The following is a 13,711-nucleotide window of genomic DNA, read 5'->3' as shown; positions in this document are numbered from 1 at the left end:
ACGGCCCGCCAAGTCAACCCGTACTGACCTACACGTTAATTGGGCGAGATTCGATAACAACAAAGGCCTGCGCCCAAGGATGATCATCTGTCAGTGTTACGTGGATGATTGCCTCATGCCCCTCTGGTGTCATGGTCTCAAGGCGCTCTTTGGCCCAGCCCGTGACCTCCATCACAGGTTGGCCGGTTCGCAAGTTGGACACGGCCATGTCTTTCCATGAAATGCCCATGCGTAGCCCTGTGCCCAGCGCCTTTGAACACGCCTCTTTGGCGGCCCATCGTTTGGCGTACGTGCCTGCAATATCTTTGCGCCGTTCAGCTTTATGTTGCTCAACTTCGGTAAAAACGCGATTGCGGAACCGGTCGCCGAAACGATCAAGCGTCCCCTGAATCCGGTCGATGTTTGCGAGGTCCGTGCCGATGCCGAGGATCATGGGGTGAGCTTTGCCGTCAGTAGTTTCAAAGATGCCGCCCCGAATAACACGCCAAACACCAGATCAAAACCGCGTTTCGCGCGTAGGTAGACCGTAGCAATCGGAGCGGAGGAAAACAGGACTGCATAGCCAAAAAATATCGCCATGGACGTCAGACTCAGCACGCAAAACAGGAAAGCGACCGACATTGGCGCTGCATCTGCAGACAAAACAACGGCATAGATCGCCCCCCAGCTCAGGATCGCTTTGGGATTGGTGAGGTGCAGCGCCAAACCTTTGCCGAATGCACCTGCCCGGCTAGGAACCTGCGGTTGGACGGCCTTGCCATGCCATGCAGAAAGCAATGACTTTCCAGCAAGAAACAGAAGATAGCCAGCACCGGCGAAGCGGATCACCTCAAAGAGCCATGCATTCGCGACCATGATCGCCGAAAAACCGAGCGCCGCTGCGATGCCCCAAATTGCGGACCCCAGAACAACGCCCGCCGCAAGCCGCAGCCCCATTGCGCGACCATGAGCCATGGATGTGCTCGAAATCGTAAGCGTCGCAGGGCCAGGACTGCCGCCCGCAACCGCCCACCCCAGCAGGATCAACGGCAATGGGAACAACAGGTCGTTCATTCGGCAAGCTCCTGCGTGACTGCGACATCACCGCTAGATTGATTGACGGTAATGCTCAGCAAAGCCGAGTTCTGAAAGCTCTGTTCTGGGAGGTAGATAATTGCAGGAATTGTGAACGTCAGGCCCGTTGCGGGATCGTAACTTGCGTCCAGATCTTCGAAAAACATGCCAGCGTATCCCAAACCTTCGTCCAGCCCAACGACAGTGCAGGTCCGACCGGAAAGTTCATCATATGGTGGGTGCAGGATCAGCAGGTACATCGCCGCGGCGGCGGGTTCGATGGTGTCTAGTAACGCAACACGCACTTTCCCATCGGCGAATGTTCGACTGTAGTCTTCCCACGGTTCAACGATGGCATCTGCGCGGGCCTGCCAGTCACAAGGAAAGGCCGTCTGCGCGGCGACGGGCGCTGCAAAAAGTGTGATGATCAGGGGTAACAATCTACGCATGACAAACTCCGTTCTAACCAAAGGGAGTGTGCGTGGTTCGGCGCTGCCAAGCAAGTAGGACAATCAAGGGCCGTTTAAGTGCGAACCTCGTCCATGAGACGGCGCATTTCAGCCATCGCCGGTCCGAGGCCTAGGAAGATTGCCTCACCGATCAGGAAATGCCCGATGTTGAGTTCCATGACTTCAGGAAAAGCAGCAACAGGTTGCACGGTGTCATAGGTCAGCCCGTGGCCTGCATGGACTTCCAGCCCCAGCGAATGGGCATAGGTCGACATGTCACGCATTTTTTCCAGTTCAGCATCGCGTGTGGCGAAATCGCCCTCTGCGTGGGCATCGCAAAAAGCGCCAGTGTGAAGTTCGATGACCTGAGCACCAATTCGGTGAGCCGCGTCGATTTGACGTTGGTCCGCTGCAATAAAGATCGAGACGCGGCACCCTGCTTCGCGCAACGGAGCGATGAAATGCGCAAGCTGGTTTTCTTCCCGCGCGACTTCCAGCCCGCCCTCAGTGGTGCGTTCTTCGCGCTTTTCTGGAACGATGCAGACCGCATGCGGCTTATGGCGCAGGGCAATCTTTTGCATTTCGTCTGTCGCTGCCATTTCGAAATTCAACGGCACGTTCAGTGCGTCCATCAGCGCATCAATATCCGCATCCGCAATATGGCGACGGTCTTCGCGAAGGTGTGCTGTGATTCCGTCCGCCCCAAATTCTTGCGCGAGAATGGCCGCACGGACGGGATCCGGAGTGCTTCCGCCCCGCGCATTGCGCACTGTAGCCACATGATCAATATTCACACCAAGACGTAGTTTGGACATAAGAGACCCTTCCTGCTGGACTTAAGTCTAACGCGGATTTTATGCGCCGTCAGCAGGATTCTTCAGGTGGGCAAGTTTCGCGCGAAGACGTTTACGGCGCCGATTTTGATAGGCACGGATGACCGGTACAGAGATGTAATATGCGATGGTCGCCGTGATGATCCCGGGAATAATTCCGCCCACGAAATACGGGTAGAAAACTTCGCCGTAGAATTCGGACAAGCCGCGCCAATCCATTTCCTGATGCGTGAACAACGCAGTGAAATTATGCCATAGGTCACTAAATGCATTATTAAACTGGCAACCAATGCGACAGACTTCATGCCCTGGAGCTCCCTCAAGAAGGTCGCGTTTCATGCGCGTCCCCAAAAGCCAGTGCCCCGTACTTAGAGACGCATAAGCGATCGGAATATAGGTCAACGGGTTGCCGAAGAACGTGGCCATAAGTGATGCAAGTATATTGCCGCGCATGGCCATTGCGATAAATGCCGCAATGAAAAAATGAATCCCGTAGAACGGCGAAAACGTGGTGAAAACGCCTGCCCAAATTCCGCGTGAAATCTTTTCAGGGGTGTCGGGAAGCCGACGTACACGATGTTTGACATATTGCGCCGCACGGCCCCATCCGCCGCGAGGCCAGAGCAGTTCCAGCGTCGCGCGCCAAAATGAGCGCCTGTCTCGTCGTCTGAAAACCACCTATGTTTCCTCTGCCCTCGGGCCTTAACTTCTGCGCTGAACTTTGCCGGCGCGTTCGGGGTCACGGTGTCGCGCGACCGCCGCGACATTACTATCCACCTCAAGGGCATTCATAATAATGTGCATGTGTTCTGTGTCGCGTAAATCGACATCCATCAACAGCCTGAAGTAATCAGGTTTTCGATCGACAAAGACAAGGTCGGAAATATTGGCGTCATGTTCGCCAATCACAGAACAGATGCGGCCCAATACACCCGCATCATTGGTTATCGTTAGTTCCAATGTGATCGTGTTGGTGACCGAGTGGGTGCCTTCTTGCCAATGCAGATCGATCCAGCGTTCGGGCTGGTCTTCGTAATTGACGAGAACCTCACAATCAATCGCGTGAACGACCACACCTTCACCGCGCGACGTGATCCCGACGATACGTTCCCCCGGGATCGGCTGGCAGCATTGGGCGCGACGATGCGACTGATCCGGCGAAAGACCGATAACAGCGCGGCGGGCTTCGATCTCATGACCGACGGATTTCGCCAGATCAGGGAAAACTGCGGACACGACTTCACGAGATGTGATCTCGGCCGCACCGACCCGTTCCAATAGATCGTCGACATTGGATAATCCAAGCGATTTTCCGGCGGTCTTCAACGCCTTGTTCGTAACTTCTTTGCCAATATTTTCAAAAGAGACACGGACAAGTTCACGGCCCAAACGGATAAATCGTTCACGATCTTCCTCGCGAAGCGCCCTACGGATCGCGGTCTTCGCGCGCCCCGTTACAGCGATATCCGTCCACGTGGCTTGGGGCGTTTGGCCTTCTGCTGTGATAACCTCCACCGACTGGCCATTTTTGACGCGGGTCCAGAGCGGAACACGAATGCCATCCACCTTTGCCCCGACGCAGGCATGTCCAATACGGGTGTGGATCGCATAGGCGAAATCAATTGGGGTCGCACCACGGGGCAGCTTGATAACATCGCCCTTGGGCGTGAAGCAGAACACTTGGTCCTGATACATTTCCAGTTTGACCATATCGAGGAATTCGTCGTGGTCGTGGTCTTCGTCCAGACGTTCGCTCAACTGAGCAATCCAGCGCGCAGGGTCGACCGCAAAGCGGTTTTCGACGCGCACACCCTCACGGTAGGACCAGTGGGCCGCGACGCCTGCTTCGGCGACTTCGTGCATTTCTACCGTGCGAATTTGCACTTCGACGCGCTTCCCGTCACGGCCAGAAACCGTGGTGTGCAAAGACCGATACCCGTTGGTTTTTGGCTGACTGATGTAGTCCTTAAAGCGACCGGGCACAGCCGCCCAACGCTGGTGAATCGCACCAAGGGCCGCGTAGCAGTCGGCATCTGTCTGAGTGATAACCCGGAAGCCGTAGATGTCAGACAGGCGGCTGAAACCTTGTTCTTTTTCCTGCATCTTGCGCCAGATCGAATAGGGTTTTTTGGCGCGCCCATAGATGTCGACAGACAGGCCCGCCTTGTCCATCTCAAGCTCCATATCAGCTTGGATCTTTTCGACGACATCACCCGTCTCTTTTTGCAAAGTGATAAAGCGGCGAATGATAGAATTGCGGCCCTCGGGATTTAGAACTCGGAACGCGAGGTCCTCGAGTTCTTCGCGCATCCATTGCATCCCCATGCGCCCTGCGAGCGGTGCATAGATGTCCATGGTTTCGCGGGCCTTTTGGGCCTGCTTTTGCGGGCGCATCGATTTGATGGTCCGCATGTTATGCAGCCGGTCCGCGAGCTTGACCAACGTAACGCGCAAATCACGCGATGTTGCCATGAACAGCTTGCGGAAATTCTCGGCCTGTTTGGTCTCGGACGAATTGAGCTGAAGGTTGGTGAGCTTTGTCACGCCATCGACCAGTTCGGCGATCTCTTTGCTGAAGCGTTGCTCAACCTCGGCGTAGGTGGCTTTGGTGTCTTCGATGGTGTCGTGCAACAGCGCGGTGATGAGCGTCGCGTCATCCATCTGCTGTTCAGCCAGGATGGCCGCGACAGCGACAGGATGGGTGAAATACGGTTCACCAGAATGACGGAACTGGCCGTCATGCATCTCCTCGCCGAATGCAAAAGCATCGGCGATCATGTCCGCATTGGTCTTTGGGTTGTAGGTGCGGATCAGCGCAATCAGATCGTCAGCAGAGATCATGTGCGCTGCACCACCTTATTTCTGGCCTTGAGCTTCCATCAAAGCACGAAGAAGCTTTTCTTCGCTCAGATCGTCTTCGGCAGGCTTGTCTGCTTCAGGGGATCCACCACCCATCAGAAGAGCCATGGAATCTTCTTCCGGCTCATCGACTTCGATTTGTGTCTGGTTGGCTTCGATCATGCGCTCGCGCAAATCATCCGCTGTCTGTGTTTCTTCAGCGATCTCACGCAGGGATACGACAGGGTTTTTGTCGTTGTCGCGCGCAACAGTCAGCGCACCACCGGCAGAAATTTCACGTGCCCGATGTGCAGCAAGCATCACCAGTTCAAAACGGTTCGGAACCTTGTCAACGCAGTCTTCAACGGTCACGCGGGCCATGGGGCACTCCAATCAAATCGATATAGGTAGGGTCAGAAACGGCTATCTAATGGCTTGACAGCAATAAGACAAGCGATTCCGTTAATTCAGTGGCGTGATCTCTGACAACTCGGCTGCGCCCAATTCAGACAGCATTTCAGAAACCGTGCGGTTCTGGACAGGGTGCACCCAATCAGGGGCGACATCAGCCAACGGAACCAATACGAAAGCACGTTCCTGAAGCCGCGGATGCGGCAAGGTTAATTGCTCTGGCGCACGGGTTTGCTGCTCTGACAGGGGCATATCGCGCCAGTATCGAAAAGTGTCATGATCAGGCCGCACGTCGTCACCGCATGCGATGAGATCTAGATCAAGCGTACGTGATCCCCATCGGACCTGCCGGTCACGCCCAAATGCCGCTTCGATGCTGTGCAAGCCTGCAAGAATCTCCGACGCGGGCCGATCACTGTAAAATGCACAGGCCGCATTGACAAAATCCGGCCCCGAACCCGCAGGAAATGCTGGTGTTTGGTAAAATTTGCTGACCCGCGTTTCACCAAACTGGTCCCCCAATGCGTCAATGGCCGCAGCAACTGTTTCAGACGGCCCGCCTGCTTGTGACGTTACATTACTTCCCAACGCGACAAGCACTATCCTGCTCTTCATCTCTTGCGCCCCTTGCGACATGTCGTAAAAGCTTTACATTCTGTAGTGTCCTACCGGGTTTTGAAACCACTCACATAGTTCCCACCGGTTCGGACAATTTGAAAGGACTAATTGTCATGTTTTATCGTGATGAGAGGCTCGCCCTCTTCATCGACGGTTCAAACCTCTATGCAGCGGCTAAGTCGCTCGGGTTTGACATCGATTATAAGTTGTTACGTAGCGAGTTCATGAGGCGCGGCAAAATGTTGCGTGCGTTTTACTACACAGCCCTGTTGGAGAATGATGAATATTCTCCAATTCGACCGCTGGTAGATTGGTTACATTATAATGGCTTTACCATGGTCACGAAGCCCGCCAAGGAATTCACTGATTCCATGGGGCGTCGCAAGATCAAAGGTAACATGGACATTGAATTGGCCGTGAACGCGATGGAACTGGCACCGCATGTTGATCACATCGTGATCTTCTCTGGTGATGGTGACTTTCGGCCGTTGATTGAAAGCCTGCAACGCCAAGGTGTTCGGGTGTCTGTTGTGTCAACGATCCGCAGCCAACCGCCTATGATCGCGGATGAGCTTCGTCGTCAGTGCGATAACTTCATCGAACTCGACGAACTGCGCGACGTTATCGGGCGCCCTCCAAGAGAGCCACGCGAAGAACCCAAGGCCGAAATGGTCGAGGAAGAAAGCTAAAACAGCAGGCGCCCTTCAAGGGCGCCTGTTTTTGTTTATGGCAACGTCATAGCAATTCCTTCGACTTGGATATCGCTAGTTCTGCGCGGCAACCGCAGCATTCATCATATTGTGGCGCTCAACAATATCGCTGGGCCACGTACTTTTGATGAACGCCATTACATTACGAATCTCACTATCACTTAAGACGCCTTCGTACCCAAGCATATCGCTTTCGTAACCATTTCCTACAAGCGCGGCAGTGCCAAATTTAACAATCTGGAACAGCTGCACGTCAGGGTGGTGCCAAGTATGACCAGAGGCGTCGTGAGGAGGAGCAAGACTTCGGCCATTAGAGCTTGGAGTACGCCAATTCTCTTGCCCTTCAAGGCTCTCTCCATGGCAAGACGCACAATTTTCTGCATAGAGTTCGGCTCCATGGGCCACGGCGGCTAAATCCTCGTAAGCGAACAAGTTCACTTGTGAGTGAGTGTCCTGTTCAGCTACGGCCATGGTTGCGCCAAGTCCTAAAGCACCAACAGTAAGAACAGTCAAAAATTTCGCGCTCATTATTCTCTCCAAATTGTCACTTCGTCTCTACGAGGTTCCACCTAGGGGAAGGCAAGGCTTTTCGCGTATTGCAGAAAGAGAACAGGATGGATTGCAGACTTTCTGCACGGGCTTGATCTGGACGTGCCGACGCTAAATGCTTACCTACGGTGGCAAGCAGGAGACTCCCATGACCAAAGCCCCACTTACGTTATACCTCGCCGCGCCACGTGGGTTTTGCGCAGGCGTGGATCGCGCCATCAAGATCGTAGAGATGGCTTTGGAAAAATGGGGCGCGCCTGTCTATGTGCGTCATGAGATCGTACACAATAAGTTCGTGGTGGATGATTTGCGCGGCAAGGGCGCTGTCTTTGTCGAAGAATTGGATGAATGCCCTGACGACCGTCCCGTGATTTTCTCTGCACATGGCGTGCCCAAAGCAGTGCCCGCCGCCGCCGCCAAGCGCGAGATGGTCTTTGTTGATGCCACCTGCCCGCTGGTGTCCAAGGTCCATATTGAGGCCCAGCGCCACGCAGAAAACGGTCTACAAATGATCATGATCGGACATGCAGGCCACCCTGAAACTGTCGGAACAATGGGACAATTGCCGGATGGTGAAGTGCTTTTGGTTGAGACGGTTGAAGACGTGGCAGAGGTCACGCCGCGCGACCCTGAACAATTGGCTTTTGTCACACAGACGACCCTTTCGGTCGATGACACAACGGACATTGTTGCCGCTCTGAATGCAAGGTTTCCGGCCATCGTTGGGCCACACAAAGAAGACATCTGTTACGCGACAACCAATCGCCAAGAAGCGGTTAAAGCTATGGCCCCAAAGGCGGATGCTATGTTGGTCGTTGGCGCACCCAATTCATCCAATTCGCAACGTTTGGTCGAGGTCGGTCGTAAAGCGGGTTGCGCCTACAGCCAACTTGTCATGCGGGCCGCCAACATCGACTGGCGCGCCTTGGACGGTATCACTAGCATCGGCATTACCGCCGGCGCGTCCGCCCCCGAGGTGCTGATCAACGAAGTTATTGACGCCTTTAAGGATCGCTATGACGTGACCGTTGAACAGGTGGAAACCGCGGTCGAGAACGTAGAATTCAAAGTGCCGCGCGTCCTGCGAGAAACAGCATGACCGATCCAAAAACCATCGCTTTTTATGACGGCGCAGCAGACAATTACGACAAATGTTTTGACAGCGGCTCGAGCAGTAAGTCTTTGCAAGACTTTCTGTCGTTGTTGCCTGACGGCGGAGACATTCTCGACCTTGGCTGCGGGCCTGCGCGGGCATCGGTCCATATGCGCGCAGCTGGCTTCAATCCAGATCCGGTTGACGCGTCGGACGGCATGATCGAATTGGCCAATGAGGCTCACAACATCGGCGCGCGAAAGCTGACTTTTGACGAATTAGATATGGTGGCGGCCTATGATGGGGTCTGGGCGAATTTCTCGCTCCTGCATGCGCCTAAACCGGACTTGCCCAAACATTTTTCGGCAATCGCTTCTGCTCTGCGCGATGGCGGTGTTTTCCATGTTGCGATGAAGGTCGGAACAGGTGAAAAGCGCGATCATATCGATCGGCTTTATACCTTTGTCACCGTGGACGAATTGCAGCAATTGCTGCGTGACGCTGGGTTCGAGGTTCTTGGGTTCGAAGAAGGTCGAGAAGCCGGAATGGCCGGAACAATTGATCCCTTTGTTAATATGCGAGCCCGGAAAATTGCCTGAATTATTTGCTTACACAGACGGCGCGTGCAGTGGCAATCCCGGCCCAGGCGGCTGGGGCGCTGTGTTGATCGCACGCGATGGCGATACTGTCGTCAAAGAACGCGATCTAAAGGGGGGCGAAGCGCACACAACCAACAACCGGATGGAATTGCTGGCGGCGATCAATGCGCTTGAAACCTTATCGAACGCATCAAAACTAACGCTGGTGACCGACAGTTCCTACGTCAAAGACGGGATCACCAAATGGATCTACGGCTGGAAGGCCAAGGGGTGGAAAAAGAAGGGCGGCGAGATCAAGAACATCGATCTTTGGCAGCGTTTAGACGAAGCCCGCAATCGTCACGACGTCACATGGGAATGGGTCAAAGGGCACGCTGGCCATCCCGAAAACGAACGCGCCGACGAATTGGCGCGCGCAGGCATGGCACCGTTCAAGGGTTAGTCAAAGGCGGCAGGTGGCGTCCATCCCTTAAGGAGGTCGGCAGCCAAGGCAGGTTTCTTACCTGCCTTTTGAAGTCGCAAGATTTCAAGCGCTCCGGCGCCGGTCCCCGCGAACAGTCTACCTTCTGATGCACTGATTGCCCCGACATCGAGCGTCTCAGTCGCGATGCTGGCTTGAAGAAGCTTTATGCGTTCCCCCGCAGCTTCGGTCCATGCGCCGGGAAAAGGTGACAGCCCGTTGATCTGACGGACAATCTCATCTGCGGGGGACGTCCAATCAATTCGTGCTTCGGCTTTGTCGATCTTGGATGCATATGTGACGCCATCGTCAGGCTGAGGATCAGGCGTCAGGTCCGCCAACGTGGCGAGCGCTTCGACGATGGAACGCGCGCCCAAGCTACTCAGCCGATCATGCAAAGCGCCCGTTGTCTCATCCACGGCAATGGCGATTTCGCGACGCAGCAGAACCGGTCCGGTATCCAGCCCCGCTTCCATCTGCATGATGCAAACACCTGTCTTGGAATCGCCGGCCATAATCGCGCGATGAATAGGTGCAGCCCCCCGCCAACGCGGCAGCAAAGACGCGTGAATGTTAAGGCAGCCCTTCGCGGGCGCATCCAGAACTTCTTGTGGTAAGATCAACCCGTAGGCGACAACAACGGCGATCTCAGCATTCAGCGCGGTAAACTCTGCCTGCGCGTCGTCGGTCCTAAGCGATATTGGGTGACGGACGTCCAAACCCAACTCTTCGGCCCGCGACTGAACAGGGCTTGGTCGGTCTTTCTTACCCCGTCCTGCAGGGCGGGGAGGCTGTGAGTAAACAGCCGCGATCTCATGACCTGCATCTACCAAGGCATCCAAGATTGGCACCGAAAAGTCAGGCGTCCCCATGAAAACTATGCGCATCGTAATCCCCTTGGGTTAGCTGCCCAGCTTGCGGGCTTTCTTTATCAACATATCGCGTTTGGTGCGGCTTAGGCGGTCGAAATACATTTTGCCGTTCAGGTGATCGATTTGATGCTGAACGCTGGTCGCCCAGAGACCCACGAAATCTTTCGTTTCGACTTCGCCCTGTTCGTTCAAGAATTCGACGGTCACGGCACGCGGACGTTTGATCGTCGCAGATGCACCTGGCACATTTGGCGAAGCTTCTTCGTGGGCACGCAGTTCCTGGGAAGCATGAAGAACTTTCGGGTTCGCCATCCGGACCGATTGGCCACGCTTGTCGGAGGCATCGACCACCGCCAATTGCAACGGAATACCCAGTTGCGGTGCAGCAAGCCCGACACCGGGCATGGAATCCATGGCTTCGATCATTTCGGCCCAGATCATACGAATGTCGTCTGTTACTGCATCAACTTCGTTTGCTGGCGTGCGAAGGACTTTGGCGGGGTAAGGGACGAACGGTCTATGAGACATAGGCGGCTTCCAATTCGGTACGGGCATCAGACGTCTGGTGATCGAAAATCACTGTGCCGTTAAGGTGATCAAATTCGTGCTGGATACAACGCGCAAGCATTCCGTCGAACCACGCAGTTTCCGTCTGGAGGTCGCGGTTAATCCAGCGCAGTTGGACGCGGTCTGGGCGGCTAACGGGCATGGGTAAGTCAGGAATCGAAAGGCACTGCTCATCCATCGCGACAATGGTTTCGCTTGTGCTCAGCACCTCTGGGTTAACAAAGGCGCGTGGATCACGTGGGCCTTCTTTCCATGTCACATCAACGACGAAAACACGTTTCAACGCGCCAATCTGCGGCGCAGCTAACCCACGTCCATTCGCCGCGTACATCGTATCGAAAAGATCATCGATCAGCACTGCAGTGTTAGGATCGTGCACATCAACGGCAGCACAGACCTGTGACAATACGGCGTCCGGCCAAAGGCGGACATTACGCGTTACCACGTGCAATCTCGCGTTTCAGTTTTTGCATCTTGCGGGTGATCATCTGACGCTTGAGCGGTTTTAGGTAATCGATAAACAGTTTGCCGTTCAAATGGTCGATTTCGTGCTGCACGCAGGTCGCCCAGAGCCCGTCAAATTCTTCCTGAACCTTTTTCCCACTTATATCCGTCCATTCGACTTTCACAATCGCGGGGCGTTCCACTTCGGCGTATTGATCAGGAATGCTCAGGCAGCCTTCGTCATAAACGTTGGTCTCTTCCGAGCTTTCGATAACTGTTGGGTTGATCAACACCATTGGTTCCGGCGTCGCGTTTTCTTCTTTGACGCAATCCATGACCAACATCCGCTTCATGATGCCCAGCTGGGGCGCGGCCAAACCGATGCCCGGCGCGTCATACATAGTCTCAAGCATATCATCGGCCAAAGCTGCCAGATCGCCGTTGAATTCAGCAACGGGTGTAGCGGTCGCTTTTAAGCGTGGGTCGGGGTGGATCAAGATGGAGCGTAATGTCATGAAACGCCATGTAAGACTTCGGCTCCGATTGCGCAACATCTCCAGCGGTTCATTCCACCATACAAGGGCTTGCACCTGCGCCACATGGCGATAGCTTGGCTAAAACAGGAGACTTCATATGGATTTTGACACCCCTATCAACCGCCGTGGCACTCATTGCATCAAATGGGACGGGATGGAGCCGATTTACGGCGTCGATGCCAACGACGGTATCGCGATGTGGGTGGCAGATATGGAGTTCAAGCCGCCTCAATGTGTGCAAGACGCCATTCAGGCCATGCACGACCACGGTGTTTACGGCTATTTTGGCGATGAGACCGAATACCTTGCCGCCATTCAGTGGTGGATGAAGACACGCCATAACTGGCACATCGATCCGTCTTGGATTTTCACCACCCATGGATTGGTGAATGGTACAGGGATGTGTGTGGATGCGTTCACAGCACCCGGCGACGGGGTCGTCTTGTTTACGCCCGTCTATCACGCCTTCGCCAAAGTGATTAATGCGGCGGGCCGTCAGGTTGTTGAATGCCCGCTGGTCAACCACAGCGGACGCTATGAGTTCGACTTCGACGCCTATGATGCGCAAATGACTGGCAATGAGCGTATGGTCATCCTGTGTTCGCCTCATAACCCGGGTGGACGAGTTTGGACCAAGGGCGAATTGCAAGCAGTCGCCTCATTTGCGAAACGTCATGATCTTTTGCTGGTGTCCGATGAAATCCACCACGACCTGACCTTTGGTGCAAAACATACTCCGATGGCGCACATCGAAGGGATCGAGGACCGCTTGGTCACAATGACGGCGACCACAAAGACGTTCAACATCGCGGGGTCTCATTCGGGTAATGTGATCATCGAAGACCCTGATCTGCGGGCCCAATTTGCAGGGCGTATGGCTGCACTTGGCTTGTCGCCCAATAGCTTTGGTTTATTTATGGCCACGGCTGCGTATTCGCCGGAAGGCGCTGCTTGGGTTGATGAGCTTCGCGTCTATCTGGATGGCAACCGCAAGCTGTTTGATGATGCGGTCAATGCGATCCCGGGTTTGGCGTCGATGCCATTGGAATCGACCTACCTTGCTTGGGTGGATTTCAGCGGAACCGGTATGACACGCGAGGACTTTACCCGTCGCGTGGAACAAGATGCGAAAATCGCAGCCAACCACGGCCCGACCTTTGGTTGCGGGGGCGATAACTTCTTGCGGTTCAACTTCGCAGCGCCCCGCGCGCAAGTGCAAGAGGCTGTCGATCGGTTGGCAAAAGCGTTTGGCGATTTACAGTAACTAGCGGCCCAGCAGGGCAATAGGCGCGTCTTTTTTGCGCTCAAAATCAAGCGGCGCGCCATCACTGGCCGCCGTATTGCGTTTGAATTCATAGACCATGTGGTTGCCGTCTTCAGCAGCGGCGACGATCAGGCATTGGCTGACATGCCGCCCACCATCAAAAATATCGACCAACCCGCGCAGCTTTGGCGCGTCTTCCAGATCAAGAGAGAACCCAGTGTTGGTCATCCGTTGAATCCGGTAGCTTTCGCCATTCACCTCAACCCGCAGGCGGGTCTGTTTCGCGGCAGCTTTGGACTGAGCTGCGTGAAGCTCGTTCCAGATCGATTGAGGCAGTGATTCCAACATTTTAGTCTCCATCCAATGGCGCAAAGGATGGCGCATTTATCGTTACCGTCAAGTTAACCTTCCGCCG

19 protein-coding genes are annotated in these 13,711 nt (G+C 54.7%); 5 read left to right on the top strand and 14 right to left on the bottom strand.

Annotated features, from left to right (window positions below):
* Positions 1 to 28: 28 nt before the first annotated feature.
* From acpS to folK, 8 genes are all read right to left on the bottom strand, one after another.
* Positions 29 to 433 carry a holo-ACP synthase gene (gene acpS, locus KO486_RS05195; RefSeq protein WP_216036174.1) on the bottom strand — a complete coding sequence of 135 codons (405 nt, stop codon included), beginning with the start codon at positions 431 to 433 and terminating at the stop codon, positions 29 to 31.
* Positions 430 to 1,053 (bottom strand): LysE family transporter, encoded by a 624-nt coding sequence (locus KO486_RS05190; protein ID WP_216036173.1) that lies wholly within the window; start codon positions 1,051 to 1,053, stop codon positions 430 to 432. Before KO486_RS05190 ends, acpS begins: the two co-directional genes overlap by 4 nt.
* Positions 1,050 to 1,502 (bottom strand): hypothetical protein, encoded by a 453-nt coding sequence (locus KO486_RS05185; RefSeq protein ID WP_216036172.1) that lies wholly within the window; start codon positions 1,500 to 1,502, stop codon positions 1,050 to 1,052. The genes KO486_RS05190 and KO486_RS05185 overlap by 4 nt, the downstream gene beginning before the upstream one ends.
* 74 nt (positions 1,503 to 1,576) lie before the next feature.
* Positions 1,577 to 2,317, bottom strand: coding sequence for a pyridoxine 5'-phosphate synthase (locus KO486_RS05180; RefSeq protein WP_216036171.1), 741 nt, complete (start codon positions 2,315 to 2,317; stop codon positions 1,577 to 1,579).
* Positions 2,318 to 2,356: 39 nt separating this feature from the next.
* Positions 2,357 to 3,013 carry a DUF2062 domain-containing protein gene (locus KO486_RS05175; RefSeq protein WP_216036170.1) on the bottom strand — a complete coding sequence of 219 codons (657 nt, stop codon included), beginning with the start codon at positions 3,011 to 3,013 and terminating at the stop codon, positions 2,357 to 2,359.
* A 24-nt stretch (positions 3,014 to 3,037) separates the two neighbouring features.
* Positions 3,038 to 5,176: a bifunctional (p)ppGpp synthetase/guanosine-3',5'-bis(diphosphate) 3'-pyrophosphohydrolase gene (locus tag KO486_RS05170; RefSeq protein ID WP_216036169.1), complete on the bottom strand. Its 2,139-nt coding sequence runs from the start codon at positions 5,174 to 5,176 to the stop codon at positions 3,038 to 3,040.
* 15 nt (positions 5,177 to 5,191) lie between these two features.
* Positions 5,192 to 5,554, bottom strand: coding sequence for a DNA-directed RNA polymerase subunit omega (gene rpoZ, locus KO486_RS05165; RefSeq protein ID WP_216036168.1), 363 nt, complete (start codon positions 5,552 to 5,554; stop codon positions 5,192 to 5,194).
* A gap of 81 nt (positions 5,555 to 5,635) precedes the next feature.
* A complete protein-coding gene (gene folK / locus KO486_RS05160) occupies positions 5,636 to 6,199 on the bottom strand; it encodes a 2-amino-4-hydroxy-6-hydroxymethyldihydropteridine diphosphokinase (protein ID WP_252734562.1) in 564 nt (187 codons plus the stop codon).
* A gap of 116 nt (positions 6,200 to 6,315) precedes the next feature.
* Between folK and KO486_RS05155 the strand changes: the two genes are divergently transcribed.
* Positions 6,316 to 6,891 (top strand): NYN domain-containing protein, encoded by a 576-nt coding sequence (locus KO486_RS05155; RefSeq protein ID WP_216036166.1) that lies wholly within the window; start codon positions 6,316 to 6,318, stop codon positions 6,889 to 6,891.
* A 75-nt stretch (positions 6,892 to 6,966) separates the two neighbouring features.
* On the opposite strand, the gene KO486_RS05150 is transcribed toward KO486_RS05155, so the two are convergent.
* Complete coding sequence (locus KO486_RS05150; protein ID WP_216036165.1) at positions 6,967 to 7,440, bottom strand: cytochrome c; 474 nt, start codon at positions 7,438 to 7,440, stop codon at positions 6,967 to 6,969.
* A gap of 169 nt (positions 7,441 to 7,609) precedes the next feature.
* On the opposite strand from KO486_RS05150, the gene ispH reads away from it, so the two are divergent.
* From ispH to rnhA, 3 genes are read left to right on the top strand one after another with little or no spacing between them, the layout of a single operon-like run.
* Positions 7,610 to 8,560 carry a 4-hydroxy-3-methylbut-2-enyl diphosphate reductase gene (gene ispH / locus KO486_RS05145; RefSeq protein ID WP_216036164.1) on the top strand — a complete coding sequence of 317 codons (951 nt, stop codon included), beginning with the start codon at positions 7,610 to 7,612 and terminating at the stop codon, positions 8,558 to 8,560.
* The gene (locus KO486_RS05140) at positions 8,557 to 9,153 is read left to right on the top strand and encodes a class I SAM-dependent methyltransferase (protein ID WP_216036163.1); all 597 of its coding nucleotides are present in this window, start codon (positions 8,557 to 8,559) and stop codon (positions 9,151 to 9,153) included. Before ispH ends, KO486_RS05140 begins: the two co-directional genes overlap by 4 nt.
* Positions 9,146 to 9,595 (top strand): ribonuclease HI, encoded by a 450-nt coding sequence (gene rnhA, locus KO486_RS05135; protein WP_216036162.1) that lies wholly within the window; start codon positions 9,146 to 9,148, stop codon positions 9,593 to 9,595. The genes KO486_RS05140 and rnhA overlap by 8 nt, the downstream gene beginning before the upstream one ends.
* On the opposite strand, the gene fmt is transcribed toward rnhA, so the two are convergent.
* Genes fmt through def (KO486_RS05115) form a run of 4 tightly spaced genes read right to left on the bottom strand, consistent with a single transcriptional unit; the run spans position 9,592 to position 12,011 of the window.
* Positions 9,592 to 10,500, bottom strand: a complete 909-nt coding sequence (fmt, locus tag KO486_RS05130) for a methionyl-tRNA formyltransferase (RefSeq protein ID WP_216036161.1) — start codon at positions 10,498 to 10,500, stop codon at positions 9,592 to 9,594. The genes rnhA and fmt overlap by 4 nt on opposite strands.
* Positions 10,501 to 10,515: 15 nt before the next feature.
* Positions 10,516 to 11,013 (bottom strand): peptide deformylase, encoded by a 498-nt coding sequence (def, locus tag KO486_RS05125; RefSeq protein ID WP_216036160.1) that lies wholly within the window; start codon positions 11,011 to 11,013, stop codon positions 10,516 to 10,518.
* Positions 11,003 to 11,497 carry a peptide deformylase gene (gene def / locus KO486_RS05120; RefSeq protein ID WP_216036159.1) on the bottom strand — a complete coding sequence of 165 codons (495 nt, stop codon included), beginning with the start codon at positions 11,495 to 11,497 and terminating at the stop codon, positions 11,003 to 11,005. The genes def (KO486_RS05125) and def (KO486_RS05120) overlap by 11 nt, the downstream gene beginning before the upstream one ends.
* Positions 11,484 to 12,011 (bottom strand): peptide deformylase, encoded by a 528-nt coding sequence (gene def, locus KO486_RS05115; RefSeq protein ID WP_216036158.1) that lies wholly within the window; start codon positions 12,009 to 12,011, stop codon positions 11,484 to 11,486. The genes def (KO486_RS05120) and def (KO486_RS05115) overlap by 14 nt, the downstream gene beginning before the upstream one ends.
* 118 nt (positions 12,012 to 12,129) lie before the next feature.
* On the opposite strand from def (KO486_RS05115), the gene KO486_RS05110 reads away from it, so the two are divergent.
* Entirely contained in the window at positions 12,130 to 13,296 is a 1,167-nt protein-coding gene (locus KO486_RS05110; RefSeq protein ID WP_216036157.1) for a MalY/PatB family protein, read from the top strand.
* On the opposite strand, the gene KO486_RS05105 is transcribed toward KO486_RS05110, so the two are convergent.
* Entirely contained in the window at positions 13,297 to 13,644 is a 348-nt protein-coding gene (locus KO486_RS05105) for a hypothetical protein (RefSeq protein ID WP_216036156.1), read from the bottom strand.
* Between the last annotated feature and the right edge of the window lie 67 nt (positions 13,645 to 13,711).

It is taken from the genome of Octadecabacter sp. B2R22 (assembly GCF_018861045.1).
In the GTDB taxonomy this organism is placed as follows: domain Bacteria; phylum Pseudomonadota; class Alphaproteobacteria; order Rhodobacterales; family Rhodobacteraceae; genus Octadecabacter.
Note: the sequence above shows the minus strand (reverse complement) of the source record. Positions and strands in the feature narration are given on the sequence as shown.

What these genes read in the sequence shown, in the direction of transcription:
- acpS (WP_216036174.1), bottom strand. Translation starts at nt 433, where the DNA reads ATGATCCTCGGCATCGGCACGGACCTCGCAAACATCGACCGGATTCAG.
- KO486_RS05190 (WP_216036173.1), bottom strand. Translation starts at nt 1,053, where the DNA reads ATGAACGACCTGTTGTTCCCATTGCCGTTGATCCTGCTGGGGTGGGCG.
- KO486_RS05185 (WP_216036172.1), bottom strand. Translation starts at nt 1,502, where the DNA reads ATGCGTAGATTGTTACCCCTGATCATCACACTTTTTGCAGCGCCCGTC.
- KO486_RS05180 (WP_216036171.1), bottom strand. Translation starts at nt 2,317, where the DNA reads ATGTCCAAACTACGTCTTGGTGTGAATATTGATCATGTGGCTACAGTG.
- KO486_RS05170 (WP_216036169.1), bottom strand. Translation starts at nt 5,176, where the DNA reads ATGATCTCTGCTGACGATCTGATTGCGCTGATCCGCACCTACAACCCA.
- rpoZ (WP_216036168.1), bottom strand. Translation starts at nt 5,554, where the DNA reads ATGGCCCGCGTGACCGTTGAAGACTGCGTTGACAAGGTTCCGAACCGT.
- folK (WP_252734562.1), bottom strand. Translation starts at nt 6,199, where the DNA reads ATGAAGAGCAGGATAGTGCTTGTCGCGTTGGGAAGTAATGTAACGTCA.
- KO486_RS05155 (WP_216036166.1), top strand. Translation starts at nt 6,316, where the DNA reads ATGTTTTATCGTGATGAGAGGCTCGCCCTCTTCATCGACGGTTCAAAC.
- KO486_RS05150 (WP_216036165.1), bottom strand. Translation starts at nt 7,440, where the DNA reads ATGAGCGCGAAATTTTTGACTGTTCTTACTGTTGGTGCTTTAGGACTT.
- ispH (WP_216036164.1), top strand. Translation starts at nt 7,610, where the DNA reads ATGACCAAAGCCCCACTTACGTTATACCTCGCCGCGCCACGTGGGTTT.
- KO486_RS05140 (WP_216036163.1), top strand. Translation starts at nt 8,557, where the DNA reads ATGACCGATCCAAAAACCATCGCTTTTTATGACGGCGCAGCAGACAAT.
- fmt (WP_216036161.1), bottom strand. Translation starts at nt 10,500, where the DNA reads ATGCGCATAGTTTTCATGGGGACGCCTGACTTTTCGGTGCCAATCTTG.
- def (WP_216036160.1), bottom strand. Translation starts at nt 11,013, where the DNA reads ATGTCTCATAGACCGTTCGTCCCTTACCCCGCCAAAGTCCTTCGCACG.
- def (WP_216036158.1), bottom strand. Translation starts at nt 12,011, where the DNA reads ATGACATTACGCTCCATCTTGATCCACCCCGACCCACGCTTAAAAGCG.
- KO486_RS05110 (WP_216036157.1), top strand. Translation starts at nt 12,130, where the DNA reads ATGGATTTTGACACCCCTATCAACCGCCGTGGCACTCATTGCATCAAA.
- KO486_RS05105 (WP_216036156.1), bottom strand. Translation starts at nt 13,644, where the DNA reads ATGTTGGAATCACTGCCTCAATCGATCTGGAACGAGCTTCACGCAGCT.